Here is a 23,495-nt window from a genome sequence, read left to right on the forward strand (position 1 = left end):
CCCCGGCGGCGCCATCCCGGGCGGGTGCGCGAGGCCATGAAGTGGAGGCCTGGATCAGGCCCGGAGGGGGATCAGTACTGCTGGGGTGCCTGAGCACCGGGGATGGGGGTCAGCTTGATTTCCACCCGACGGTTCTGCGAGCGGCCGGCTTCGGTGGCGTTGCTGGCGACCGGCTGGTCCGGCCCCATGCCACGAGAAGACAACCGACCCGGTTCGACCCCTTGGGCCACCAGGTAGTTGGCCACGCTCTGGGCACGCAGCTGGGACAGGTTGACGTTGTACTGGTGGCTGCCGGTGCTGTCGGTGTGGCCGACGATCTCGATGTTGTTCTGGTTGTACTGCTTGAACGACGAGGCGAGGTTGTTCAACGGGCCATAGAAGTTGCTGGCGATGTCCGCCGAGTTGGTGGCGAAGGTGATGTTGCCGGGCATCACCAGGTTGATGCTGTCGCCCTGGCGCTGAACCTGTACGCCGGTGCCTTCCATGCTGCGACGCAGCTCCGCTTCCTGCTTGTCGACGTAGTAGCCGTAGCCTGCGCCCGCCGCACCGGCGACTGCGGCGCCGATCAGCGCGCCCTTGCCCCGGTTCTTGTGGTTGATGGCGGCACCGGCGACGGCACCGGCCAGGGCGCCCAGGCCGCCATAGGTGGCGGTCTTGCTCATGCCCTGGCGGGGCGCCTGGCCCTGGTTCTCATAGGGGTTCTGCGAAGCACAGCCTGACAAGGTGGCCACGGCAAGGGCCGCGACGATCAGGCGACGCGTGGTGAACATGGACTCTCTACTCCTGTGTGACAGGCAACCCGGTGGACTGCCGACCGATAAGCAGGCAGTTGAAAAACTGACTGCGTTGCCGCTGCTGCGTTGAAAACGCCCTCAAAATGCTCATTTACAAACGTAAACTGCGCTTTTTCGGCCGCTTTCGCCTTGCATCGGCTGCCTCGTCTACGTTTTTTCAACTGCCTGTTAGAGCATGGCCCTTCGCGGAAATTCCGTAGCTCAGGCCCGGACGAACGGGTTTTCGCGCATTTCATCGCCCAGCCGGGTGTCGGGGCCATGGCCGGTGACCACGGTGGCCTCTTCGTCCAGGGTGTAGAGCCGCTCCTTGATGGAGCGCTCGATGGTGGCGTAGTCACCGCCCCACAGGTCGGTGCGGCCGATGCCCCGGCGGAACAGCGTGTCGCCGGCGATCAGCAGCCTGGCCTCGGGGAACCAGAAGCTCATGGAGCCGGGGGTGTGTCCGGGCGTGTGCAGCGCCACGCCACAGCCACAGGCCAGCTCCTCGTCGTCGGCCAGCCACTGGTCCGGGGCCGGCACCGGCTTGTAGGGCACGCCGAACATGCGGCACTGCATCTCCAGGTTGTCCCAGAGGAACTGGTCTTCCTTGTGCAGGTGCAGGGTGGCACCGGTGGCCTTCTTCAGCTCGCCGGAGGCGAGGAAGTGATCCAGGTGCGCGTGGGTGTGGATGATGCTGACCAGCTTCAGGCCATGGGCCTCCAGGCGGGCGAGGATCTGCTCATGGTTGCCGCCCGGGTCGACGACGATGGCCTTCTTGCTGACAGGGTCGCCGATCAGGGTGCAGTTGCACTGCAACGGGCCGACGGGGAAGGTTTCGCGGATCAGGGCGGTGGACGGGTTCATCGGGCATCTCCGGGGCGGCGCTCTGCGGCGCCTGGTGCGGGTCGATCAAGGGTCGGCACGATAATCGCTCGGCAGCCTGCCCGTCCATTTGCGGAAGGCGCGGCGGAAGTTCGAGGGATCGCTGAACCCCAGCAGCGCGGCGATCTCGAACAGCGGCAGGTGGGTGGTGGTGAGGTACTGCAGGGCCAGGCCCTTGCGCACTTCGTCGAGCACCTGCTGGTAGCTGGTGCCCATGGCCGCCAGGTGCCGGCGCAGGCTGCGGCCGCTGGTGTGCAGGGCTCGGGCGGCGCTGTCCAGGTCGGGGAAGTCGCCGGGGCGGGTGAGCAGCAGGCGGCGCACGCGGGTCAACAGGGCGTCCTGCACGTCGAGGGTGGCGAGGATGGCCTCGCACTGCTGCTCGCACATCTGCACCGTGGCCGGGTTGGCCAGGGCCATGGGGCGGTCGAGGTAGTGGGTGGGCAGGGTCATCCAGTGGCAGGGCTGGTCGAAGGCCACCGGCGCGCCGAACACCGCTTCGTAGCGCTCGGCGTAGTCCGGCGCGGGGTGGGCGAAGCCCACCTGCAGCCCCAGCAGCGGCTCGGCGACGAGGAAGCGGGCGATGGTGCAGAAGCTGGTCAGCAGGCCCTCGCCGGCAAAACGCCCCAGCGGCCCCATGGGGAAGGACTCGGTGGCCTCCAGCCGCAGGCAGTCGCCCTGCTCCACCAACTCCAGCTCATAGGCCAGGCCCAGCACCCGGTAGTACTTCATGGCGAACTGCAGCGCCCGCCCGAGGTTGGCGCTGGAAAGCACCGCGTAACCGAGGATGCCGTGGGTGGAGACGTTCAGCCGCTGGCCCAGCACCAGGCCCAGGGCCGGCTCGTTGCACTGCACCAGGGCGGCGGTGGCCAGCAGGTTGAAGTCGACGAAGGAGAGCCGCGCATTGGGGCTCTGCAGCACTTCCGGGCGCACGCGGGCCGCGCTGAACAGCGCCTCGCGGGTGACGCCCAGCTCTTCGGCCAGGCTCAGCAGGGCTTCGGCGTAGGCAACCGGAACGAGCTCGGCGGAGAAGGTCAGCGGCTGTTTCATGGGTTCTTCTTGTGGGTCGGCCGTGGCCAGATATGACCTGACGATTGGCAGAAGATAACCTTGTCCGACAAGACCCCGCAAGCGAGAGTGCGGACGTGGTTTGAACCGACTCAGGGAGTCCCCATGACCAGCACGACCCCAGAAGGATTGGTAATCCGCCCGCGTCACATGGATTTCGACCTACCCAATCCGATGCCCCGCCACTGGCACAGCGGCGATGCCTTCAAGACCCACCTGTTCGACGCCATGTCGGTGCTCTTTCCCGATGGCGAACGCTTCTTCATCGACTCGGTGCGGCACTTCCGCGACGAGATCACCGACCCGGTGCTGAAGGAGCAGATCCGTGGCTTCATCGGCCAGGAAGGCCACCACAGCCGCGAACACCTGGAATACAGCGCCCGCCTGCGCGACCTGGGTTACGACGTGGGGCGCATCGAGCGCCGCGCCCAGGCGCGCATCCGCTACACCCAGAAGAAGTTCTCGCCGCGCCGGCAACTGGCCGCCACGGCCGCCCTGGAGCACATCACCGCGATCATGGCGGACGGCCTGCTCAAGCACCCCGAGCACATCGCCGGCGCCCACCCGACCCTGGCCCGCCTGTGGCGCTGGCACGCCCTGGAGGAGACGGAGCACAAGGCGGTGGCCTTCGACGTCTACAACCAGGTCTGCGGCAGCCGCAAGCTGCTGCGCCGGGCGATGATCATGGGCACCTTCTTCTTCATGCTCGACACCCACCGCGGGTTGATCCACATGCTCAAGCGCGACGGCTTGCTGTGGAACTGGCGTGTCTGGCGCGATGGCCTGAGCTGGATGTGGGGCAAGAACGGCATGTTCCGCCAGTTGATCCCGGCGTACATGGACTTCTTCAAGAAAGGCTTCCACCCCTGGATCCACGACAACCGGGACCTGATGTACAAGACCCGGGAAGAGTTCGACGGGCTGCCCGCAGCGGCCTGATCCACCGTCCGTGATGCGCAACGGCCCTTCGGGGCCGTTGTCGTTTCCGGCTGCAGACCCCGCAGGGTGGGCTTCAGCCCACCGCGTTTCTCCAGATGTTGCGGCACCGCCCCCGGCAGCCCCGAGCACAGGAGGGTGAAGCGGAAACGAGACAGTCGTTGAGAGTTGCAAAGAGCGGTGGGCTGAAGCCCACCCTACGTCCGCCCAGCTCGCACCGCATGCTTGGACCGAAAACGCCGCTCCCGGGTGTTTATCCACAGACGGGAGCGGCGCTCGCTTGGTTGCTGTGCTCGGGCCTCAGCCCTGCAGGAACCGCAGTGCATCGGCGGCCGTCTGCTCAGGGATTTCCTCCATGGGGATGTGCCCCACGCCCGGGTAGGTGAGCACCTGGATGCCCGGGACATCGCGCTGCCAGAGGGGTACGTGCTTGGGCGAGATCCAGCGGTCGCGCTCGCCCCACATCAGCAGGGTGGGCGCCTGGAGGGCGGCGACGCGCTCGGGGGTGCCTGCCAGCTCGTCCTTGTTGACCTTCAGCAGCACGCGGAAGATCTCCATCATCGCGCGGCGGTTGCCGGGGCGGCGGGTCAGGTCGTAGTAGCGGTCCACCACGCCGGGCTTGATCCGCCCCGGCTCGCCGTAGACCTCCTTGATGCCCTGGGCGATCAGCGCGCGGGGCATCCACATCGGCATCGCCACGGTGGCGCCTGGCAGCGCGGCGGCGGCGATCATCCAGGGCACCTTGCGCATCGGGTAGCCGGCCGGGTCCACCAGCACCAGGCGGTTGACCCGGTGCGGCTGCGCCAGGGCGAAGTTCCAGGCGATGTAGCCGCCCAGGGAGTTGCCGGCGATGGAGGCCTTATCCACCCGCAGGTGGTCCAGCAGCAGGCCGAGGATGCGCACCATGCGCTCGCCGGAGTAGTCACCGCTGCGCTTGGGGCCGGTCAGGCCGAAGCCGGGGACGTCGAAGCGGATGATCCGGTAATGCGGCGCGAAGGCCTTCACCCAGCCATCCCAGGTGTGCAGCGAGGCGACCACGCCGTGGATCATCACCAGCGCCGGTTTGTCCCGGCTGCCTTCGTCGCGGTAGTGGACGTTGAAGCCGTCCAGTTCGATGTAGCGCGAGCCGGACTCGGCGTTGCCGTAGCGCGACTTGAGCCGGTCGAGCGGCAGCGAACCGAAGCCCAGGCGGGCAACGCCGACGGCCAGCGGGGGCATCATCGGCAGGCTGGTGGCGGTCATGGGAGGCACCTCGTGGTTGTTATTGTCGGTGCCTTATCAGAGCACGCCCCCACGGAGCCGGTGGCCCAGCCTAAGGTTGTGTCACGCCGGCCCGCCCTGCGGGCGCAGGGCGGCGATCAGCAGGTCGCCGAGCACCGCCGTGGCCTGCTCGATCTGCGCACGGGGCGCGGCGCTGGCGAGCAGGTCAAGGGAGGCGGCCTCCAGCGCCCAGATCAGCGCCCGCCCGGTGAGCGGCTCCAGGGCCGGCCCGCTGATCCGCAGGCGTTCGTCGAGCAGCGCCACCAGCGCTTCATGGGCCCGCCTGCGGTGGCTGGCCAGGGGCGAGCCGCTGCGCATGGCCTCCTCCTGCATCAGGCGAATGATCGGCCCGACGGCCAGGTGGTAGTCGAAGAAGCAGCGCACCATGGCGCGCAGCCAGGCCTCGTCGCTGCCGCTGGCTTCGCGCAGGGCGCGGAAGCGTTCCAGCAGCAGCACCACCGAGGTCTGGTAGATGCACGCCAGCACATCCATCTTGTTGGCGAAGTGCTTGTAGAAGGTGCGCCGCGACACCCGCGCCGCTTCCAGCAGGTCGTTCACCGTGGTGTCGTCGATGCCCTTGCGGGCGAACACCGGGATGGCCGCCAGCTGGATGTTGGTCTTCAGCAGGTGCCCCACCAGCGGACCGCCGCCCTCCCCTTGCTGGCGCGCCACGGCGCCGTAGCCACCGAGGTCCTCGAACACCGCCAGAACGGCCCCACGCTCGCCCCCTTCCATCACGTCTCCTCACCGAACCAAGGCGCGGGTGACGGCGCCGCGCCGCCTCGCTACTCTTGGCGCGCCCCTTCCCGCCGGACCCGAATGCCGATGACGCTATCACGCCGCCTGCCCTGGCCGCTGGCCATCCTTTTGCTGGTGCTGTGCCTGCCGGCCGGTGCCGCCGACCTGTACTACCTGGGGCAGAAACTGCCGGACCTGCAGCGCCCCTGGGGCAGCCCGGAGTACCAGCAGCTGATCGAGGCCCTGGAGCGCATCGACAAGACCCAGGCCAACGCCCTGCCCCGCCGCAGCGGCGAGTTCACCGGGCCGATCTACCAGCGCATGGTCAATGAAGAGAACTTCAAGCCGCAGCTGAACATCTACGCCCCGCTGGAGCTGCGCCAGAACGAGGCGCGGGAGGTGCTGTTCCGCCTCAAGGAGCTGATGCGCCTGTACTTCGACTTCAAGGCCCCGCAGCAACCCTACGGCGCCGAAGCCCTGGGGCTGATGAGCTATTCCCTGCGCCAGCAGGCGGTGCTGTTCTCCCTGACGGTGGAGTTCTGGATGACCCTCTCGGAGAGCGAGCAGACCAGCGCGATCCGCCTCCAGGGCCTGCAGGAGACCAAGGACGCCGCCGCCATGCTCACCTCCAGCGCGCTGGACTACCTGGGGCTGACCAAGCAGTTCAACCGTGAGGACCTGGTGCTCTACGGCGCCGAGCTGGCCAAGCAACTGCCGGAGCTGTACATCCACCTGCGCAGCGAGGTGCGCGCCCAGTTGCTGGCACGGGTCGGCGAGCTGGCGGAGAAGCACCCCTACCCCGAGGTGCGCGCCAGCATGAGCAGCCTGCTGCCGGTGCTGGCCGGCATCCAGCAGGATGTGGAAAAACAGCTGGCACAGCCGCCGAAGACCAAGCCGGCGGCACCGGCCCTGGACCTCAGCGCGCCGCCGGCAAGCTCAGCGCAATAGACCGAGGGCCTTGGCCCGGGCCACGGCCTGGGTGCGCCGCTCGACCCCGAGCTTGCCGTTGATGTGGCGGGCGTGGGTCTTCACCGTGTGCAGCGAGATGAACAGCCGCTCGCTGATCTCCTGGTTGGAACAGCCCTGTGCAATCAGCTGCAGCACCGCCAGCTCACGGGTGCTGAGCATTTCCCCGCTGCCCAGCGACTCGCCAGGCGCATCGCCCGCCGCGTCGCCGAGGTGTTCCAGCAGGGTCGCCTGGGGGCCATCCGGGCGCGCGGCGATCTGCTCACGCAGCCAGCCACCGCGCTGGGTCAGCAGTACGTGGAACGGCAGCAAGGCGCCGCCGGCCATGGCGTCGAACGCGCTGCCCAGGGCGAGTGACGCGTCACGCTCCTTGCCCATTTCCAGCAGCAGGTGCACCAGCGCGACTTGCGCGAACTGGGCCAACAACAGCGCACCGGCTTCCCGGGCGCGCAGTGCCAGGGCCCGCAGGCGACGCTCGGCCTCGGCGGCACGCCCCTCCACCCGGGCCAGGGCGGCCTGCTGCAATTCGACGTACATCGGCAACTGCGGGTGGAACTCCGGCGCGGCGGCCGGCTGCTCGCCGCCGTAGGTTTCCGACAGCCGCACCAGCCAGGCATTGGCCAGTTCCAATTGCCCCTGGACCAGCCACAGCTCGCACTTCACCAGGGTGGCCATGGCCAGGTAGTAGACCGGGGGAATGTCCCAGATGTGCATCAGCCGCTCGGCCTCGGCGAGCAGGGCGAAGGCGGCGGCGAAGCGGCCTTCGCGCCCTTCCAGGCTAGCCAGCACGGCGTAGCCGGTGAGCAGGCTGATGTCGCGACAGGCGCGGGCTTCGGCGATCCCGGCGAGCAGGCGGCTGCGTGCCGCCTCGGGTTGCAGACGCTGGGCCAGCAGGTAGCCCTCGTACATCATCAGCCGTGCCCGTGCGGCGTAGTGGCGCTGGGGTGACAGGTCGCGCAGGCAATCGAGGCCCAGCTGCACTTCCAGGTAGGCCCGGTGCACCTCGCCCCGGGCGTGCAGCAGGCGCGAGCGGTCGTAGTGGGCGACGGCTTCGAACAGCGGGTTGCCGATGCGCTGGGCCAGTTCCAGGGCATCCCGGTTCAGGCCGCGGGCGCGCCACAGGTCGCCGCGCACCACGGCGATGTTGGCCAGGGTCGACAGGCACAGCAGGCGCTGGCCGTAGCGCTCAGGGCTGAGGGTGGCGACCGCTTCGGCGCAGTGACGCTCGGCCAGGTCGATGTCGCCGCGCCCCCGGGCGATGACACCGCTCAGGGCGAGCCACTGGGACAGCAGGTTCTGCTGGGCCTGGGCGCTGGGCGCGGGCAGGAAGCGCGCCAGCTGTGCGCCCAGCTCCTCGGCGGCATCCAGCTGGCAGGCCAGGGCCAGCGCCAGGCTGTAGAGCATGATCAGCCGCGGGGTGCTGACCAGCAGGCTGTCGGGCAGGTCCATCTTCCAGCGCAGCAGCATGGCGATGTTCTGCTCCGCCAGCAGCTGCTCCTCGGAGAGGTTCTGCACCAGGCTGGCGGCCACGTCGGGCTGGCCGGCGCGCAGGGCCTGTTCGATGGCCTCGTCCAGCAACCCCTGGGCGCTGAACCAGCGGCAGGCGCGCAGGTGCAGGCTGGCCTGGGGCAGGCTGCCGGCGCCGGTCGGCCGCGCCCGCAGCAGGTCGGAGAACAGATGGTGGTAACGGAACCAGCGGCCGTGCTCGTCCAGTGGGACGAGGAACACCTGGTTGGCCTGCAGCTGCTGGAGCAGCGCGGCGCTGTCGTGGCTGTCGCGCACGGCGTCGCAGAGTTCGGCACAGAAGCGGTCGAGACAGGCGGTGTCATAAAGGAAGGCCTGGATGTCCGCCCCCTGCCGCTCGATCACCTCTTCCAGCAGGTAGTCGCGGATCAAGCCTTCGTCACCGTGGGGGCCACGGGCCAGGGCCTGGGTGTCGCCTTCGTCCTGGCTGGCCAGCAGCCACAGGCGCAGGCCGGCAGCCCAGCCTTCGCTGCGCGACAGCAGGTGTTCGAGGCCGGCGCCCTCCAGCTCGACACCCTGGGCCTGGAGCAGTGCGGCGCTCTCCGCCTCGGTCAGGCGCAGATCCTGCTCGTTGAGTTCCACCAGCTGCCGCGACAGGCGCAGGCGCGCCAGGTGCCAGTCCGGGCGCTGGCGACTGGTCACCAGCAGCACCAGGCCGGCAGGCAGGTGGTTGAGGACGAACTGCAGGCAGCGGTCGAGCACGGCGCCCTGGGCCAGGTGGTAGTCATCCAGCACCAGCAGCACGGGCTGGCGGGGGTCGAGCCGGGCGGAGAGTTCGTCCAGCAGGCCGTCGATCCACTGCTCGAAGGCGAAGGGCTGGTGCCGCTGGCGCAGCTTCAGCAGGCCCATGGCCTCCTCGCCCAGACCGGGCAGGAGCTGGCGCAGGCCGTCGAGCAGGCGTTCGAGGAAGCGGCCGGGGTCGTTGTCCCGGCGCCCGAGCCCGAGCCACAGGGTGCGCCAGGCCTCGGGCAACCCTTCGCAGAACTCGATGGCCAGGGAACTCTTGCCGAACCCGGCCGGGGCGCTGACCAGCAGCAGGCGGCCGGAAAGCCCGTCGACCAGGCGGTCACACAGGCGGGGGCGGGACAGGTGTCCGGCCGGCAACGGGGGTCGGAAGAAGCGTTCGCCCACCACCGGCATGGCAGTGGGCGCGAAGGACCGAGAACTGGAAAGGTCTGTCATCACCCGGCTTCTAGTAATGGTTATGCCGCGGGGGCGTGGACGTGGTGGCAGCCTATCCCCTCGGCCGATTCATTTGAAGTACCCGGGGAAATCATGGACAAGAAAAAGCCGGCCCGAGGGCCGGTTTTTTTACAACGTCCTACAGGATCAGCGAACACCTGCCTGACGCAGGGCGGCCGGGGTGTAGTCGCTCTCGGAAGCGCTGTAGTTGAAGTCGTAGGACTGCTTCTCCTCGTTCTTCATGCCCAGGGCCAGGTAACGGCCGGAGAGCAGGTCGTACAGGGTTTCCACGGCGTACCAGGGCACCTGCTTGTCGTAGTAGTACTCGGCATGGGCCTCGGCGACGCGCCACAGGGTGCCACGGCCGTCGTAGTGGTCGATGGCAGCGGCTTGCCAGGTGTCTTCGTCGATATAGAAGTCACGCTTGGCGTAGATGTGGCGCTCGCCCGGCTTCAGGGTGGCGACGACGTGCCACACGCGGTGCAGCTCGTAGCGAGCCAGGTCCTGGTTGATGTGGCCGGCCTTGATGATGTCGTCGTACTTCAGCTTCGGCGAGTCGAGGCGGTAGCTGTTGTAGGGGATGTAGATCTCCTTCTTGCCTTCCAGCTTCCAGTCGTAGCGGTCGGGCGCGCCGTTGTACATGTCGAAGTTGTCGGACGTACGCAGGCCGTCGGCAGCGGTACCCGGGCCGTCGTAGGACACCTGCGGTGCACGACGGACGCGGCGCTGGCCGGCGTTGTACAGCCACGCCAGGCGCGGCTCCTTCACCTGGTTGAGGGTCTCGTGCACCAGCAGCACGTTACCGGCCAGGCGCGAGGGCGCCGTCACGCGCTGCTTGAAGTAGAACAGCACGTTGCTGGGCTTGCTCGGGTCGTAGTCCTTCAGCTTGTCGCGGAAGGTGAACTCGTCCTGGAAGTAAACCAGGCTGTAGGAGCCGTTGGGCTGCGGGGTGGCCTGGGTCACCAGGCGACGCACGCTGCCGCCCCGGTAGCGGGTGATGTGGTTCCAGATCGCTTCCAGGCCGTTCTGCGGGATCGGGAACGGGTTGGCGGTCTTGAAGTTCTCCAGGCCGTTACCGCCTTCCACCAGCTTGGTGGCGGTGGCGTTGGCCTTGGCGGCGGCGATCACGTCAGCCGGCACGGTGGCCGAACGGTGGGAGGGGAACACCGGCATCTTGTAGGAGTCCGGGTAGCGCTTGAACATGGCGTACTGGCCGGGGGTCAGCTTGTCCTTGTACTGGTCCACGTTCTGCGCAGTGATGGTGAACAGCGGCTTCTCGCTGGCGAAGGGGTCGGCGAGGAAGCCCTTGTCGTCCACCGCACCGGCGTTCTGCGGCAGGCCGCCGGTCCACTCGGGGATACTGCCATCGGCATTGCCGGCCTTCTCCGCACCCAGCGGGGTCAGGCTGGTGCCCAGCTTGGCCGCCTCGTCGGCCGGCACCGCCGCCATGACGGCGGAGGCCAGCAGCGACAGCGCCAGGGCACCGGTTTGCAGAAGAGTCTTTGTTGTTTTCATGGTGATTCCTTGTCTTCCGGAGCCGCTTAGAAGTTCATGCCGAAGCTGAGCGCGAGGAAGTCGCGGTCAGTCAGGGTGTTGTACTTGCCGCCGAAGAAGTCGGTGTAGCTGAGGCTGGCGGTGTAGGTGTTCTGGTACTCGGCGTCCAGGCCCAGGCTCACGGCCTTGGCGCCTTCGGTGAACAGGCCGTTGGGGCCGTAGCCATGGACGTCGTGGGACCAGGCCACGTTCGGCTTCAGGTTCACACCGGCGAAGACGTCGTTGTAGTCCCAGACTGCACGGGCGCGGTATCCCCACGAGTTGCTGGTAACGAACCCTTCATCCTCGCAGTACTTGGTCAGGTTCTTCGCGCTCGCGCTACCCAAGGTGCTGAGGTTGAGTGCACGGCACTGGCCGTTCGGCAGCGGGCCGGGGCCATATATGGGGTCTCGGCCATAACGGGCCTTGCTGGTGCTTTCGAGTCCGCCCACATGAGTGAAACCAACTTCACCCACAAGGGTCAGCCGCTCGGCACCCATGACCTGGTCGAAGAAATGAGTGAAGGTGGTCTGGAACTGGCTGATCTCCTTGCGGCGATAACCGTGCTGAACGGTATCAGGCCGTCCAGTCAAAACCGAAGCACTCGGGTTCAGCGGGGAGAGCCCCGAATAGAGAATGTCCGTGCTGTTCAGCTGCACAGGTGCATTCGGCCGATAGCTGAACTCGCCGCTCCAGGCAGTACCGGTAGGCAGCGTGGTGGAGAAGCTCAGGCCATAGAGCCGGATGTCTTCGGGGTATTCCATGAAGTACTTGCCGTTACCCGCCACGACAATTGGCAGAAGGCTCGGCGCCAAGGCACTCGCAGTTCCCAACGGAATGCCGGCGGCAACAAGCTGCCCGACCAAGGATGCCGCACTATAAGAGCCAGCCGGAGACCCAATACCGCTGAAGATCGGCGCCCTGCTGTGATAGTTCATGAAGTAAAAGCCGAACTCGGTATCCAGACTCGGCGAGAAGTAGCGCAGCGCCGTACCCCACTGTCCGCTGTCACGTGCGTCATCGTCACCTGCGCGGGCAACGATTGCCCCTTCATCCGGATTTCCCCAGCGCACGCCGTTGTTCTGCATGACATTGAGTGCAGAGTTGGGAATGCCAGCCGCCTGAAGCGAGCCACGAGTCCGTAGAACCGCAAGATTGCTGTCGCAGCCATCCGCAACGATGTCAGGCTGAGCGAAGAACGTACCGCAGTTGTCGGTAACGGTCTGATCCCATTCCAACTGGTAGAAGGCCTCGGCAGATAGGTTCTCGGTCAGGCTCTGGGACACATAGAACATGTTGACCGGGATCAGGCCTTCCTTGACCTCCGCGCCCGGGCGACGGAACGCGGAAACGTCGATCGGGTTGATCGAGTTGATGCCATTCTGGATGAAGGTGCTCTCACCCCAGCTCACCACCTGCTTGCCCAGGCGCACGGAGCCCGGCAGGTCGGCGATGTTGTAGTTGTGGTAGATGAAGGCGTCGAGGATCTGGCCACCGGAGGACTGAGCAGCTTCCTTGCGGTTGCTGTCATCGATGTCCTTGAACAGGCGGCTCTCGTCCTTCAGCTCAAAGTCGTACCAGTACTTGCCACGAACGAAGACGCCGGTATCCCCATACTTCAGCTCCAGGTCGTGGATGCCCTTGAAGATCTTCGAGAAGGTCTCGCCGCGTTTGAAGTTCAGGTGCGAATCGTCGGAGGTCTGCGACAGGCCGCGACCGCCATTGTTCACGCCGATCAGGTCCTTGTCCGGGCTGGCCATGGACCAGCTGGCCCCCACGGACAGCGACGAGTCGAACTGCCCCTCGATCTCACCGATGTTGAAAGTCACGCCGAATGCCGGGGCGGCGAGGGTGGATGCGAGGCTGACGGCTACGGGCAGCCGCGCCAGTCGCCAGATGGGTTTTCTAGTTGTTGTCATCGACGCTACTCCATGTGTGTTTTTTGTTATGGAATGAGCGGACTATAGCCAGCGGGCTATACCGCTTGATCCCTCTAAAGTGTGATTTGCTGCCCTGCGTACGGCCCGAGTCGCTCTGGCTCGCAGGTTTGAAGACTAGACCGAAGTAGCGATAGGTAAAGGCGGGGGTGACGCGGCAAGAGGCCGCAATCACTGGGCCAAGCGTTTGCTTGGTGGCTGGGCCGGGCCTTTCGGCCCGACCCAAGGGTGGGTCAGAGGGCGGAGAGGAAGGCGCTGCCGGAGGCCTGCCATTGGGCGATGTCGGCGCGGATACGTTTCTTGTCCAGTTTGCCCACGCTGGTCTTGGGAATTTCAGTAACAACGGCGATCTGGCTGGGAATGGCCCACTTGTTGATGTGGCCCTGCTCCACGAAGGGCTTGAGGTGCTCCTTCAGTTCCTTCGCATCCAGGGTGCAGCCGTCCCGGACCACCAGCAGCGCGAACGGGCGCTCGCCCCACTGCGGATCGGGCACCCCGACCACCGCCACTTCGCGTACCGCCGGATGGCGGCTGACCAGGTCTTCCAGCTCCAGGGAGGAGATCCACTCGCCCCCGGTCTTGATCACGTCCTTGATGCGGTCGCGGATGTCGATGAAGCCCATGCCGTCCAGGGTCGCCACGTCACCGGTGTGCAGCCAGCCGTGCTCCCACAGTTCCTCGCTCTTCTGCGGCTCGTTGAAGTAGCCCTGGGTCAGCCAGGGTGCACGCAGCACCAGCTCGCCCTGGGTCTCGCCATCCACCGGCAGCAGGTGGCCCTCGGCGTCCATGATGGCCGCCTCCACCAGCGGCACCGGCACACCGGCCTTGATGCGGTAGGTGGTGCGTTCGTCCTCGCTGCCGGCACGCAGTTCCTCGTTGAGGTGGGCAACGGAGATCAGCGGGCAGGTCTCGGACATGCCGTAGGCCGCCGTGAGCTGGATGCCCCGGGCCTTGGCGGCTTCGTACAGGGCGCGGTTCAGCGCGCTGCCGCCGATGATCACCTTGAGCCCGCCGAAGTCATGGCCCTGGGCGCTCGGGGTGTTGAGCATCATCTGCAGGATGGTGGGCACGCAGTGGGAGAAGGTCACCTTCTCCTCGCGGATCAGCCGGCAGAGCATCTCCGGCTCGTAGCGCCCCGGGTAGACCTGCTTCACCCCCAGCATGGTGGCCACGTAGGGCACGCCCCAGGCGTGAACGTGGAACATCGGGGTGATGGGCATGTAGACATCGTCGGTGCCCATCAGGCGGATGCTGTCCAGCGCGCCAATGGTGGAGGCCATGGACAGGGTGTGCAGCACCAGTTGCCGGTGGGTGAAGTACACCCCCTTCGGGTTGCCGGTGGTGCCGGTCGTGTAGAAGGTGGTGGCGACGGAATCCTCGTCGAAATCCGGGAAGGCGTAACGGGGGCTGGCGGCGGCCATCAGCGTCTCGTACTCGCCGACGAGGTTCGGCAGGTCGGCGCGCTTGTCGGCCGCGTCGGTCAGCAGCAGGGTCTTCTCCACCGTAGTCAGCTGGCCTTCGATGGCCTTGTAGATCGGCACGAACTCGCTGTTGACCAGCACGAAGCGGTCCTCCGCGTGGTTCATGGTGTAGAGGATCTGGTCCGGCGAAAGGCGGATGTTGATGGTGTGCAGCACCGCGCCGATCATCGGGATGGCGAACATGCACTCCAGGTAGCGGTGGCTGTCCCAGTCCATCACCGCCACGGTGTCGCCGGCCTTCACACCGGCCTCGGTCAGCACGTTGGCCAGGCGCGCCACGCGCTCGACGAAGGTGGCGTAGCTGTAGCGCACCTGGTCGCGGTAAACGATTTCCCGGGTCTTCTCGTAGCGGCTGCCGGAGAGCAGCAGACGCTTGATCAGCAAGGGGTAGGTGTAGGCGTTGTCGGCCGGTTTGATGACTCGGGTCTGCACCATGGGAAAGCACCTGCGTACAAAGGGGTTTCATGTAGTCATGCGCACTCTAGAGCCCTCCGTCGAGGCCTCAATCAGTCAAAAGAATGATTTGCCACGTGACCCTTTGGCCACTTCCGGTCACGAGATAGAATCGCCCCACCCGGCCGGTCGCGGCCTGTCTCCACAGAGGAATCAAGAAGATGTCCGAGATCGTAATCGTCAGCGGCGCCCGCACACCCATGGGCGGTTTTCAGGGCAGCCTCGCCGGTGTGTCCGCCGTCGACCTGGGCGCCCTGGCCATCCGTGAAGCCGTGGCCCGCGCCGGAATCGACGCCGCCGACGTGCAGGAAGTGATCATGGGTTGCGTGCTGCCCGCCGGCCTCAAGCAGGGCCCGGCCCGCCAGGCGTCGCTGAACGCTGGCCTGCCCGCCGCCACCGGCTGCACCACCATCAACAAGCTCTGCGGCTCCGGCATGAAGGCCGTGATGCTGGCCCACGACCTGCTCAAGGCCAGCACCAACAGCGTCATGGTCGCCGGCGGCATGGAGAGCATGTCCAACGCCCCCTACGTGCTGGAGAAGGCCCGCACCGGCCTGCGCATGGGCCACGGCGAGATCAAGGACCACATGTTCCTCGACGGCCTGGAAGACGCACGCACCGGCCGCCTGATGGGCTCCTTCGCCCAGGAGACCGCCGACACGTACAACATCACCCGCGAAGAGATGGACGCCTACGCCATCGAGTCCCTCAAGCGTGCCCAGGCCGCCATCGCCGAGGGTGCCCTCGCCGCCGAGATCGTCCCGGTCACCGTCACCACCCGCAAGGGCGAGACACTGGTGAAGGACGACGAGCAGCCGCTGACCGCCAACCTCGACAAGATCCCGACCCTGCGCCCGGCCTTCCGCAAGGACGGCACCATCACCGCCGCCAACGCCAGCTCCATCTCCGACGGCGCCAGCGCCCTGGTGCTGATGACCGCCGAGGAAGCCCAGCGCCGTGGCCTCAAGCCCCTGGCGAAGATCGTCGGCCACGCCACCCAGAGCCAGGACCCGAGCGAATTCACCCTCGCCCCCATCGGCGCCATGACCAACCTGTTCAGGAAGACCGGCTGGAGCAAGGACGACGTTGACCTGTTCGAGATCAACGAAGCCTTCGCCATGGTCACCATGCTCGCCATGCGCGAACACGGCCTCGACCACGCCAAGGTCAACGTCTACGGCGGCGCCTGCGCCCAGGGCCACCCAGTGGGCTCCACCGGCTCGCGCATCATCCTCACCCTGATCAACGCCCTGCGTAACAAGGGCGGCAAGCGCGGCGTCGCCTCGCTGTGCATCGGCGGCGGCGAAGCCACTGCGGTGGCGGTGGAACTGCTGTAACCCGCCCGCGCGGCCAACCAGAAGGGGCTCCCGGACCAACGTCCGGGAGCCCCTTTTTCATTCCGCCCGGGCGCGCCTCAGGCGGGCACCGCCCTGGGCGCGTGGGCCGGCGTCCTCGGGAAGACCAGCGCCGCCGCGAAGGTCAGCGCACCGAACACCGCCAGCACCAGGTACAGCCCCACCAGCCCATGGCGCGGTTCGATGAAGGCGATCATCGGGATGGCCGCCGCACTGGCGCCGAAGGACAGGAAGTAGCGCAACGCGAAGACCCGCGCCTGCCACTGCGGCGCGACGAAGTTCGCCACCATCGCATCGTTCACCGTCACCTGGCCGAACACCGCGAACATGAAAGCGGCGCCCAGGGCGATCACCGCCCAGCCATCGGCATAGGCCATGGCCACCAGCAACGGCCCCTGGCAGAGGGTCATCACCACGAACGGCAGCTTCAGGCTGTAGCGATCCAGCACACGGCCCATCAGCAACTGCGCCACGGCACCGAAGGCGTAGGCGATGCTGACCACGATGCCGAGGCTTTCCGGCGAGGCGAACAGGTCCACCAGGCGCTCCTGGAACAGCTTCGGGTAGGTCATGGTCGAGGCGTTGAAGATCACCCCGCCGGTGGCCGTCACCAACGCCAGCACACCGAACACCAGGCGCATCGACACCTGCCCCGCCCCGCCACCCCGATGAGTGCCGGCCGCTGCGACGGGAGACGCCTCGTCACGCACGCAGAGGGCGAACCACACGCCAATGGCCACCGACAGAGCGCCCGGCAGGATGAACGCCGCGCGCCAGCCGAAATGAGCGGTGAGAAAGCCCGTGACCAGCGCCGAGAACGCCACGCCCAGGTTGCCCCACATGCCGTTGATGCCGATCTCGCGACCGCGGTTCTGCGCATGGGCCACCAGCATCGCTGTGCCCACCGGGTGGTAGATGGCGGCGAACACGCCCATCAGCGTCAGCCCCAGCACCAGCATCGGCGTACTGCGGCTCAGCCCGGTGAAGATCGCCGCGCCGCCGATGCCGAGAAAGAACACCAGCATCATGTGGCGGCGGCTCCATTTATCCCCCAGCCAGCCGGCCGGTAGCGAGCAGGCCCCGAAGGCGATGAAGCCGCCGAGGGACAGCCCGATCAGTTCGGCGTACGACAGCTCGAAGGTGGCGGTCATGCCCAGCACGGCGGCGGGGAAGATGAGCATGAACATGTGGTCGATGATGTGGGCGGCGTTGATGAAGCGGATGACGGTACGCGGTCGGTTCATGGCAGTTTCGCTGCTGTTTGGTTGTTGTGGACCGCCATGCTAGGTTGGCCGCCCAGCAACGTTCTGCCAAAAAGATCATCGGAACAGCCATGTTCATCGACCATCTGCCCCAGGGCCGGATCGGCGCCGTCGCCCTCGACTACCCCGACGGCGCCCATGTCGACCTGCACCTGCACAACCAGGCGCAATTCCTCTACGCGGCGCAGGGGCTGATGCGCCTGGTCACCGAGGCCGGCGCCTGGGTCATCCCGCCGACCCGCGCGGTGTGGATCCCACCGGGCATCGAGCACCAGATCTTCATGTCCGGGCAGGTGCAGATGCGCACCCTGTTCATTGCCGCCGACGCCGCACCGCCGAGCCTCGATGCCTGCTGCGTGCTGGCGGTACCGCCGCTGCTGCGGGAGCTGATCCTGCGCCTGGTGGCGCTGGAGGCCGGCGATACCGATGACGAACACCGCAGCCTGGTGCAGCGCCTGATCCTCCACGAAATCGCCGCACTGGAGCGCATGCCCCTGCACCTGCCGATGCCCCAGGACCGACGCCTGCAAGCCATCTGCCTGGCCCTGCTGGAAACCCCGGAGAGCACCCGCACCCTCGACGACTGGAGCCTGGAGGTGGGCGCCAGCACCCGCACCCTCAGCCGGCTGTTCGCCCAGGAACTGGGCATGAGCTTCAACGACTGGCGCCAGCAGCTGCGCCTCACCGAAGCCCTGCCGCGCCTGCTGGCCGGACACGGCGTGCAGCAGGTCGCCCACGACCTGGGCTACGGCAGCGGCCGCGCCTTCAGCGCCATGTTCCGCCGCCTACTGGGGGAAAACCCGAGGGAATACGTGGCCAGCCTGGGGTTGCTGGCGACGCTGGAGAAAGGCTGATGTGCCAGATACCGCCTGGTGGGGCGCAGGTGGCAGTGATGCGGTCCGCCGAGCTCACCGCATCCAACGGGATGCACACCACGGCTCCGTAGGATGGGCTGAGCTGTGCGAAGCCCATCGTTGCGAGGTGGAGCGCTTACTTCATCGAGGTGAACGCCAGCTTGATCCCCAGGCCCACCAGCACGGCGCCCATCAGGCGGTCGAACCAGTGGCCCAGGCGGGCGAAGCCACTGCGCACACGCTCCTGGCTGAACAGCATCGCCACCAGGCAGAACCACACGGCGGTGGCACAGGCCAGGTAGAGGCCGTAGCCGGCCTGCACCGTCAGCGGGGTGTGGGGGTTGATGACCACGGTGAACAGCGAGAGGAAGAACAGCGTCGCCTTGGGGTTCAGCCCGTTGGTGACGAAGCCGGTGACGAAGGCACCGCGCGGGCTGCGCACCTCGCGGGTGAGTTCCGCCTCGGCCGCCGCCGGGTCGGCCGGGCGCGCCCGCAGGGCCTTGATGCCGATGTACAGCAGGTAGGCCGCCGCCAGCCATTTCAGCGCGTTGAACAGCACGATGGACTGGGAAACGATCAGGCCGATGCCCAGCAGCGAATAGGCCACGTGGACGAAGATCCCCGTGCCCACGCCGATCGCCGTCCAGGTCCCGGCGCGCCGTCCATGGGCCACGCTCTCGCGCACCACGATGGCGAAGTCCGGTCCCGGGCTGGCCACGGCCAGCAGGTGGATCAGGGCAACGGTGAGGAATTCCGTCCAGTACATGGCGCCTCCAGATTCGAGCCAAGGGTCTGTTAGGCTGGCCACCTTACGCCTCCCCAAGCCTCGGAAAAAGGTACAGCTGATGACCAACAGCCTCCGCGCCGTGTTCCTCGACCACGCCTCCCTCGACCTCGGTGACCTCGACCTGACACCCCTGCGCCAGCTCTTCGGCGAACTGGTGCTGCACGAGCAGAGCGCCCAGGCCGACGTGGTGGAGCGCCTCCGGGGTGCGCCGGTGGCGATCACCAACAAGGTGGTGATCGACGCCGACGCCATGGCCGCCCTGCCCGATCTGCGGCTGATCCTGGTCAGCGCCACCGGCACCAACAACGTCGACCTCGCGGCCGCCCACCAGCACGGCATCACCGTCAGCAACTGCCGGGGCTATGGCACGCCCTCCGTGGCCCAGCACACCCTGATGCTGATGCTCAACCTGGCCACGGCCTTCCTCGACTACCAGCGCGACGTGCGCCAGGACCGCTGGCAGAAGGCGAGCCAGTTCTGCCTGCTGGATCACCCCATCGTCGAACTGGAAGGCAAGACCCTCGGCCTGCTCGGCCATGGCGAACTGGGCGGCGCGGTGGCGCGCCTGGCCGAAGCCTTCGGCATGCGCGTGCTGCTGGGGGCGCTGCCCGGCCGCCCCGACCGGGCCGATCGCCTGCCCCTGGAGGACCTGCTGCCGCAGGTGGATTTCCTCAGCCTGCACTGCCCGCTGACCGAGCACACCCGCCACCTGATCGACGCCCACGCGCTGGCGCGGATGAAGCGCGGCGCCTTCCTGGTCAACACGGCCCGGGGCGGCCTGGTGGACGAACACGCCCTGGCCGACGCCCTGCGCAGCGGCCACCTGGGGGGCGCCGCCACCGACGTGCTGACCCAGGAACCACCGAAGGACGGCAACCCGCTGCTGGCGGTGGACATCCCGCGCCTGATCGTCACCCCGCACAACGCCTGGGGCAGCCGCGAGGCACGCCAGCGCATGGTGGAGCAGATGACCGAGAACACCGAGGCCTGGCTGGCGGGCACCCCGTGCCGTACGGTCGTCTAGGGCGGGTGAGTTTCTGGTAAAGTTCGCCGCTTTTATCAGGACCGCCCCATGGACCCGCGCAGCGAAGTCGTGCTTCGACAGGCCGAACTGTTCCAGGGCCCGCTGCTGGCAGCGGGTCTTCCCGCCGACGACCTGCTCGGCACCCTGCCCCAGGCCCGGGGCTGGAGCTGGCACGCGGGCGAGCACGCCAGCCTGGAAGCCCGCTTCGCCGGCCGCACCACCTTCGGGGTACAGGCGCCGGACGAGCCCTTCGAACAAGCCCTGCTGTTCCTGCCCAAGTCCCGCGAACTGACCGATTACCTGCTGGCCGCCCTGGCCGCCCGCCTGCCCGGCCGTCACCTGTTCCTGGTGGGCGAGAAGCGCGGCGGCATCGAGCGTGCCGCCAAGCAGCTGGCCGCCTTCGGCACCCCGCGCAAGCTGGACAGCGCGCGCCATTGCCAGCTGTGGCAGGTGCGCGTCGACCAGGCCCCCGAACGCCCCGACCTGGACAGCCTGGCCCAGCGCTACAGCCTGGAGCTGCCCGATGGGCCGCTGCAGGTGGTCAGCCTGCCCGGCGTGTTCAGCCACGGTCGCCTGGACCGGGGCACCGCCCTGCTGCTGCCGCACCTCGACGACCTGCCCGTCGGCCCGGTGCTGGATTTCGGCTGTGGGGCCGGCGTCATCGGCGCCAGCCTCAAGCGCCGCTACCCGGCCAGCGAACTGCTGCTGCTGGACGTGGACGCCTTCGCCGTCGCCAGCAGCCGCCTGACCCTGGCCGCCAACGGCCTCGCTGCCGAAGTGATCGCCGGCGACGGCATCCACGCCGCGCCCAAGGGGCTGGCCGTCATCGTCAGCAACCCGCCCTTCCACCAGGGCGTGCACACCGACTACCAGGCCAGCGAAACCCTGCTGCGGGCCGCCGGCCAGCACCTGCGCCCAGGCGGCGAGCTGCGCCTGGTGGCCAACAGCTTCCTACGCTATCCGCCCCTCATCGAACAGGCACTCGGCAATTGCCAGACCCTGGCGGAGGGAGACGGCTTCCGCGTCTACCGTGCCCGCCGCTGAGCGGCGGGCGTTCCTGCATCTACCCACGACGAGCGGCCCCGGCCGCCGCGCCCATCCGGCATGAGACCGGACCCCTGGAGTTCTACCTTGACCGACCACACTGCCAACCCGCCGGCCGCCCAAGGCCTGCACCGGGCGCTGAAGCCCCGTCACCTGAACATGATCGCCATCGGCGGCTCCATCGGCACCGGCCTGTTCGTCGCCTCCGGCGCCACCGTCGCCACGGCCGGCCCCGGCGGCGCCCTGCTGGCCTACGCCCTGATCGGCCTGATGGTCTACTTCCTCATGACCAGCCTGGGGGAAATGGCCGCCTACATGCCGGTTTCCGGCTCGTTCAGCACCTATGGCAGCCGGTTCGTCGACGATGGCTTCGGTTTCGCCCTGGGCTGGAACTACTGGTACAACTGGGCGGTGACCATCGCCGCCGAACTGGTGGCGGCCCAATTGATCATGAATTTCTGGTTCCCGGACGTGCCCGGCATCTACTGGAGCGGGCTGTTCCTGGCGCTGATGTTCGCGCTGAACGTGGTCTCGGTTAAGGGCTTCGGCGAGAGCGAGTTCTGGTTCGCGCTGATCAAGGTGGTGACGGTGGTGATCTTCATCGGCGTCGGCCTGGCCACCATCTTCGGCCTGATGAGCGGCATGCAGTCCCCGGGCTTCAGCAACTTCACCCAGGGCGACGCACCCTTCGTCGGCGGCCTGCAGGCTATGGTCGGCGTGGCGATGATCGCCGGCTTCTCGTTCCAGGGCACCGAGCTGATCGGCATCGCCGCCGGCGAATCGGAGAACCCGCGCAAGAACATCCCCATCGCCATCCGCCAGGTGTTCTGGCGAATCCTGATGTTCTACATCCTGGCGATCTTCGTGATCGGCATGCTGATCCCCTACACCGAGCCCAGTCTGCTGCAGAACGAGGCCAGCGACATCAGCGTGTCGCCCTTCACCCTGCTGTTCGAGCGGGCCGGCTTCGCTGCCGCCGCCAGCGTGATGAACGCGGTGATCCTCACGGCCATCCTCTCGGCGGGCAACTCGGGCATGTACGCCTCGACGCGGATGCTCTACACCCTGGCCCTCCAGGGCAAGGCGCCGAAGCTGTTCGCCCGCCTTTCCGACAGCGGCGTGCCGCGCAATGCGCTGTACGCCACCACCCTGGTGGGCGCGCTGTGCTTCTTCACCTCCATCGTCGGCGACAGCACCCTCTACACCTGGCTGCTGAACACCTCCGGCATGTGCGGCTTCATCGCCTGGCTGGGCATCGCCGTCTCCCACTACCGCTTCCGCAAGGGCTACCTGCTGCAGGGCGGTCGCCTGGAAGACCTGCCCTACCGCGCCAAGCTGTTCCCCTTCGGCCCGCTGTTCGCCTTCGCCCTGTGCCTGGCGATCACCCTCGGGCAGAACTACGAGGCGCTGGTGGGCGAGCAGATCAACTGGGTGGGCCTGGCGGCCACCTACATCAGCCTGCCGCTGTTCCTGGTGATCTGGCTGGGCTACCGCCTGCGCAAGGGCAGCCGCTTCGTGCGCTACGCCGAGATGGACGTACGCCCCACCCTCGACTGACCCGGCGGCGGGCTTGCCCATCGAGCCCGCCTTGTGCAAAATGCGCCCCGTCCTAGGGGAGTAGTCTCCCGCGAGCGCCCTGCTCGCCCGGTCCGCGTCAACACACTTGGTCCACAGACCATGGCGCGGACGACCCCGAGCCTGCACAGACAGGCCAGCGGTTTGACAAGACCTATGACACACACAACCTGACCCGGGGCGGGCAGATTGCGTGTGTCATGGTGATTAGTCGACCCGCCCCCCGTAGGAACCCTGATGCTGGAATCCCTGTTCGTCCCCACCCTGATCGTTGCCCTGGCCGAGATCGGCGACAAGACGCAATTGCTCGCCCTGCTCCTGGCTGCGCGCTTCCGCAAACCCTGGCCGATCATCTGGGGCATCATCGCCGCCACCCTGGCCAACCACTTCGCGGCCGGTGCGGTGGGCAGTTGGGTCGCCGGCTTCTTCTCTCCCGCCACCCTGGGCTGGATCCTCGCCGCCTCCTTCGCCGCCGTGGCCCTGTGGACCCTGGTGCCGGACAAGCTGGACGACGACGAAGCCTCCGGCCTGAAGAAATACGGCCCCTTCCTCACCACGCTGATCGCCTTCTTCCTCGCCGAGATGGGCGACAAGACCCAGGTCGCCACCGTGATGCTGGCCGCCCAGTACCCGCACTTCGTGCTGGTGGTCGCCGGTACCACCCTGGGCATGCTGATCGCCAACGTCCCCGTGGTGCTGGCCGGTAACTTCGCCGCTGATCGCCTGCCCCTGGCCCTGATCCGTCGCCTCGCGGCCGTCGCTTTCGGCGTCCTCGCCGTCTACGCCGCGTGGCAGGCCTGGATGCTGACCACCGCCAGCTGATTCGCCACTTGGCTGACGCCGGAACGCCGGCGTTTCGGCCAA

Annotated in this window: 19 protein-coding genes and 1 riboswitch; of the genes, 8 read left to right on the forward strand and 11 right to left on the reverse strand. The window is 67.3% G+C overall.

Features of this window, described 5'->3' with window-relative positions; genetic code table 11:
* Positions 1–71: 71 nt before the first annotated feature.
* The 3 genes from RTK35_RS24835 to RTK35_RS24845 all read right to left on the reverse strand — a co-directional run bounded on the left by RTK35_RS24835 (position 72) and on the right by RTK35_RS24845 (position 2,702).
* Positions 72–770 carry an OmpA family protein gene (locus RTK35_RS24835; RefSeq protein WP_142014614.1) on the reverse strand — a complete coding sequence of 233 codons (699 nt, stop codon included), beginning with the start codon at positions 768–770 and terminating at the stop codon, positions 72–74.
* Positions 771–995: 225 nt separating this feature from the next.
* Positions 996–1,637 carry an MBL fold metallo-hydrolase gene (locus tag RTK35_RS24840; protein WP_316909243.1) on the reverse strand — a complete coding sequence of 214 codons (642 nt, stop codon included), beginning with the start codon at positions 1,635–1,637 and terminating at the stop codon, positions 996–998.
* A gap of 45 nt (positions 1,638–1,682) precedes the next feature.
* Positions 1,683–2,702 (reverse strand): AraC family transcriptional regulator, encoded by a 1,020-nt coding sequence (locus RTK35_RS24845; RefSeq protein ID WP_236214320.1) that lies wholly within the window; start codon positions 2,700–2,702, stop codon positions 1,683–1,685.
* A 123-nt stretch (positions 2,703–2,825) separates the two neighbouring features.
* On the opposite strand from RTK35_RS24845, the gene RTK35_RS24850 reads away from it, so the two are divergent.
* A complete protein-coding gene (locus RTK35_RS24850) occupies positions 2,826–3,659 on the forward strand; it encodes a metal-dependent hydrolase (RefSeq protein ID WP_069562277.1) in 834 nt (277 codons plus the stop codon).
* Between the two features lie 297 nt (positions 3,660–3,956).
* Here RTK35_RS24850 and RTK35_RS24855 read toward each other — a convergent pair whose 3' ends face one another.
* The gene (locus RTK35_RS24855; RefSeq protein ID WP_069563974.1) at positions 3,957–4,898 is read right to left on the reverse strand and encodes an alpha/beta fold hydrolase; all 942 of its coding nucleotides are present in this window, start codon (positions 4,896–4,898) and stop codon (positions 3,957–3,959) included.
* An 81-nt stretch (positions 4,899–4,979) separates the two neighbouring features.
* Positions 4,980–5,651: a TetR/AcrR family transcriptional regulator gene (locus RTK35_RS24860; RefSeq protein WP_044403275.1), complete on the reverse strand. Its 672-nt coding sequence runs from the start codon at positions 5,649–5,651 to the stop codon at positions 4,980–4,982.
* A gap of 84 nt (positions 5,652–5,735) precedes the next feature.
* On the opposite strand from RTK35_RS24860, the gene RTK35_RS24865 reads away from it, so the two are divergent.
* Positions 5,736–6,602 carry a hypothetical protein gene (locus RTK35_RS24865; RefSeq protein WP_316909244.1) on the forward strand — a complete coding sequence of 289 codons (867 nt, stop codon included), beginning with the start codon at positions 5,736–5,738 and terminating at the stop codon, positions 6,600–6,602.
* Here RTK35_RS24865 and RTK35_RS24870 read toward each other — a convergent pair.
* The 4 genes from RTK35_RS24870 to RTK35_RS24885 all read right to left on the reverse strand — a co-directional run bounded on the left by RTK35_RS24870 (position 6,591) and on the right by RTK35_RS24885 (position 14,712).
* Entirely contained in the window at positions 6,591–9,326 is a 2,736-nt protein-coding gene (locus RTK35_RS24870; protein ID WP_316909245.1) for a LuxR C-terminal-related transcriptional regulator, read from the reverse strand. The two genes, RTK35_RS24865 and RTK35_RS24870, sit on opposite strands and share 12 nt — an antisense overlap.
* 147 nt (positions 9,327–9,473) lie before the next feature.
* Complete coding sequence (locus tag RTK35_RS24875) at positions 9,474–10,841, reverse strand: DUF1329 domain-containing protein (protein WP_074973437.1); 1,368 nt, start codon at positions 10,839–10,841, stop codon at positions 9,474–9,476.
* 26 nt (positions 10,842–10,867) lie between these two features.
* On the reverse strand, positions 10,868–12,778 hold the full coding sequence (locus RTK35_RS24880; protein WP_182850972.1) for a DUF1302 domain-containing protein: 1,911 nt from the start codon (positions 12,776–12,778) through the stop codon (positions 10,868–10,870).
* A 251-nt stretch (positions 12,779–13,029) separates the two neighbouring features.
* A complete protein-coding gene (locus RTK35_RS24885) occupies positions 13,030–14,712 on the reverse strand; it encodes a fatty acid--CoA ligase (protein ID WP_316909246.1) in 1,683 nt (560 codons plus the stop codon).
* A gap of 179 nt (positions 14,713–14,891) precedes the next feature.
* Between RTK35_RS24885 and RTK35_RS24890 the strand changes: the two genes are divergently transcribed.
* Positions 14,892–16,067, forward strand: a complete 1,176-nt coding sequence (locus tag RTK35_RS24890; protein WP_316909247.1) for an acetyl-CoA C-acyltransferase — start codon at positions 14,892–14,894, stop codon at positions 16,065–16,067.
* 77 nt (positions 16,068–16,144) lie between these two features.
* Here the strand turns inward: RTK35_RS24890 and RTK35_RS24895 are convergent, their stop codons facing one another.
* Positions 16,145–17,329 carry an MFS transporter gene (locus RTK35_RS24895; RefSeq protein WP_107330520.1) on the reverse strand — a complete coding sequence of 395 codons (1,185 nt, stop codon included), beginning with the start codon at positions 17,327–17,329 and terminating at the stop codon, positions 16,145–16,147.
* An 89-nt stretch (positions 17,330–17,418) separates the two neighbouring features.
* On the opposite strand from RTK35_RS24895, the gene RTK35_RS24900 reads away from it, so the two are divergent.
* Complete coding sequence (locus RTK35_RS24900) at positions 17,419–18,201, forward strand: helix-turn-helix transcriptional regulator (RefSeq protein WP_316909248.1); 783 nt, start codon at positions 17,419–17,421, stop codon at positions 18,199–18,201.
* A 136-nt stretch (positions 18,202–18,337) separates the two neighbouring features.
* On the opposite strand, the gene RTK35_RS24905 is transcribed toward RTK35_RS24900, so the two are convergent.
* Complete coding sequence (locus tag RTK35_RS24905) at positions 18,338–18,967, reverse strand: LysE family translocator (RefSeq protein ID WP_074973445.1); 630 nt, start codon at positions 18,965–18,967, stop codon at positions 18,338–18,340.
* Between the two features lie 79 nt (positions 18,968–19,046).
* Here RTK35_RS24905 and RTK35_RS24910 point away from each other — a divergent pair, with 79 nt between their 5' ends.
* From RTK35_RS24910 to RTK35_RS24925, 4 genes are all read left to right on the forward strand, one after another.
* Positions 19,047–20,012 carry a 2-hydroxyacid dehydrogenase gene (locus tag RTK35_RS24910; protein ID WP_316909249.1) on the forward strand — a complete coding sequence of 322 codons (966 nt, stop codon included), beginning with the start codon at positions 19,047–19,049 and terminating at the stop codon, positions 20,010–20,012.
* A 48-nt stretch (positions 20,013–20,060) separates the two neighbouring features.
* Positions 20,061–21,056: a class I SAM-dependent methyltransferase gene (locus tag RTK35_RS24915; protein ID WP_316909250.1), complete on the forward strand. Its 996-nt coding sequence runs from the start codon at positions 20,061–20,063 to the stop codon at positions 21,054–21,056.
* A gap of 60 nt (positions 21,057–21,116) precedes the next feature.
* Positions 21,117–22,613: an amino acid permease gene (locus tag RTK35_RS24920; protein WP_410478713.1), complete on the forward strand. Its 1,497-nt coding sequence runs from the start codon at positions 21,117–21,119 to the stop codon at positions 22,611–22,613.
* Between the two features lie 43 nt (positions 22,614–22,656).
* Positions 22,657–22,776: riboswitch (yybP-ykoY riboswitch) on the forward strand.
* 95 nt (positions 22,777–22,871) lie between these two features.
* On the forward strand, positions 22,872–23,453 hold the full coding sequence (locus tag RTK35_RS24925; protein WP_107330527.1) for a TMEM165/GDT1 family protein: 582 nt from the start codon (positions 22,872–22,874) through the stop codon (positions 23,451–23,453).
* Positions 23,454–23,495 lie beyond the last annotated feature (42 nt).

The sequence above is a fragment of the Pseudomonas sp. zfem003 genome, from assembly GCF_032621675.1.
GTDB lineage: Bacteria > Pseudomonadota > Gammaproteobacteria > Pseudomonadales > Pseudomonadaceae > Metapseudomonas > Metapseudomonas otitidis.

What these genes read in the sequence shown, in the direction of transcription:
- RTK35_RS24835 (WP_142014614.1), bottom strand. Translation starts at nt 770, where the DNA reads ATGTTCACCACGCGTCGCCTGATCGTCGCGGCCCTTGCCGTGGCCACC.
- RTK35_RS24840 (WP_316909243.1), bottom strand. Translation starts at nt 1,637, where the DNA reads ATGAACCCGTCCACCGCCCTGATCCGCGAAACCTTCCCCGTCGGCCCG.
- RTK35_RS24845 (WP_236214320.1), bottom strand. Translation starts at nt 2,702, where the DNA reads ATGAAACAGCCGCTGACCTTCTCCGCCGAGCTCGTTCCGGTTGCCTAC.
- RTK35_RS24850 (WP_069562277.1), top strand. Translation starts at nt 2,826, where the DNA reads ATGACCAGCACGACCCCAGAAGGATTGGTAATCCGCCCGCGTCACATG.
- RTK35_RS24855 (WP_069563974.1), bottom strand. Translation starts at nt 4,898, where the DNA reads ATGACCGCCACCAGCCTGCCGATGATGCCCCCGCTGGCCGTCGGCGTT.
- RTK35_RS24860 (WP_044403275.1), bottom strand. Translation starts at nt 5,651, where the DNA reads ATGGAAGGGGGCGAGCGTGGGGCCGTTCTGGCGGTGTTCGAGGACCTC.
- RTK35_RS24865 (WP_316909244.1), top strand. Translation starts at nt 5,736, where the DNA reads ATGCCGATGACGCTATCACGCCGCCTGCCCTGGCCGCTGGCCATCCTT.
- RTK35_RS24870 (WP_316909245.1), bottom strand. Translation starts at nt 9,326, where the DNA reads ATGACAGACCTTTCCAGTTCTCGGTCCTTCGCGCCCACTGCCATGCCG.
- RTK35_RS24875 (WP_074973437.1), bottom strand. Translation starts at nt 10,841, where the DNA reads ATGAAAACAACAAAGACTCTTCTGCAAACCGGTGCCCTGGCGCTGTCG.
- RTK35_RS24880 (WP_182850972.1), bottom strand. Translation starts at nt 12,778, where the DNA reads ATGACAACAACTAGAAAACCCATCTGGCGACTGGCGCGGCTGCCCGTA.
- RTK35_RS24885 (WP_316909246.1), bottom strand. Translation starts at nt 14,712, where the DNA reads ATGGTGCAGACCCGAGTCATCAAACCGGCCGACAACGCCTACACCTAC.
- RTK35_RS24890 (WP_316909247.1), top strand. Translation starts at nt 14,892, where the DNA reads ATGTCCGAGATCGTAATCGTCAGCGGCGCCCGCACACCCATGGGCGGT.
- RTK35_RS24895 (WP_107330520.1), bottom strand. Translation starts at nt 17,329, where the DNA reads ATGAACCGACCGCGTACCGTCATCCGCTTCATCAACGCCGCCCACATC.
- RTK35_RS24900 (WP_316909248.1), top strand. Translation starts at nt 17,419, where the DNA reads ATGTTCATCGACCATCTGCCCCAGGGCCGGATCGGCGCCGTCGCCCTC.
- RTK35_RS24905 (WP_074973445.1), bottom strand. Translation starts at nt 18,967, where the DNA reads ATGTACTGGACGGAATTCCTCACCGTTGCCCTGATCCACCTGCTGGCC.
- RTK35_RS24910 (WP_316909249.1), top strand. Translation starts at nt 19,047, where the DNA reads ATGACCAACAGCCTCCGCGCCGTGTTCCTCGACCACGCCTCCCTCGAC.
- RTK35_RS24915 (WP_316909250.1), top strand. Translation starts at nt 20,061, where the DNA reads ATGGACCCGCGCAGCGAAGTCGTGCTTCGACAGGCCGAACTGTTCCAG.
- RTK35_RS24920 (WP_410478713.1), top strand. Translation starts at nt 21,117, where the DNA reads ATGAGACCGGACCCCTGGAGTTCTACCTTGACCGACCACACTGCCAAC.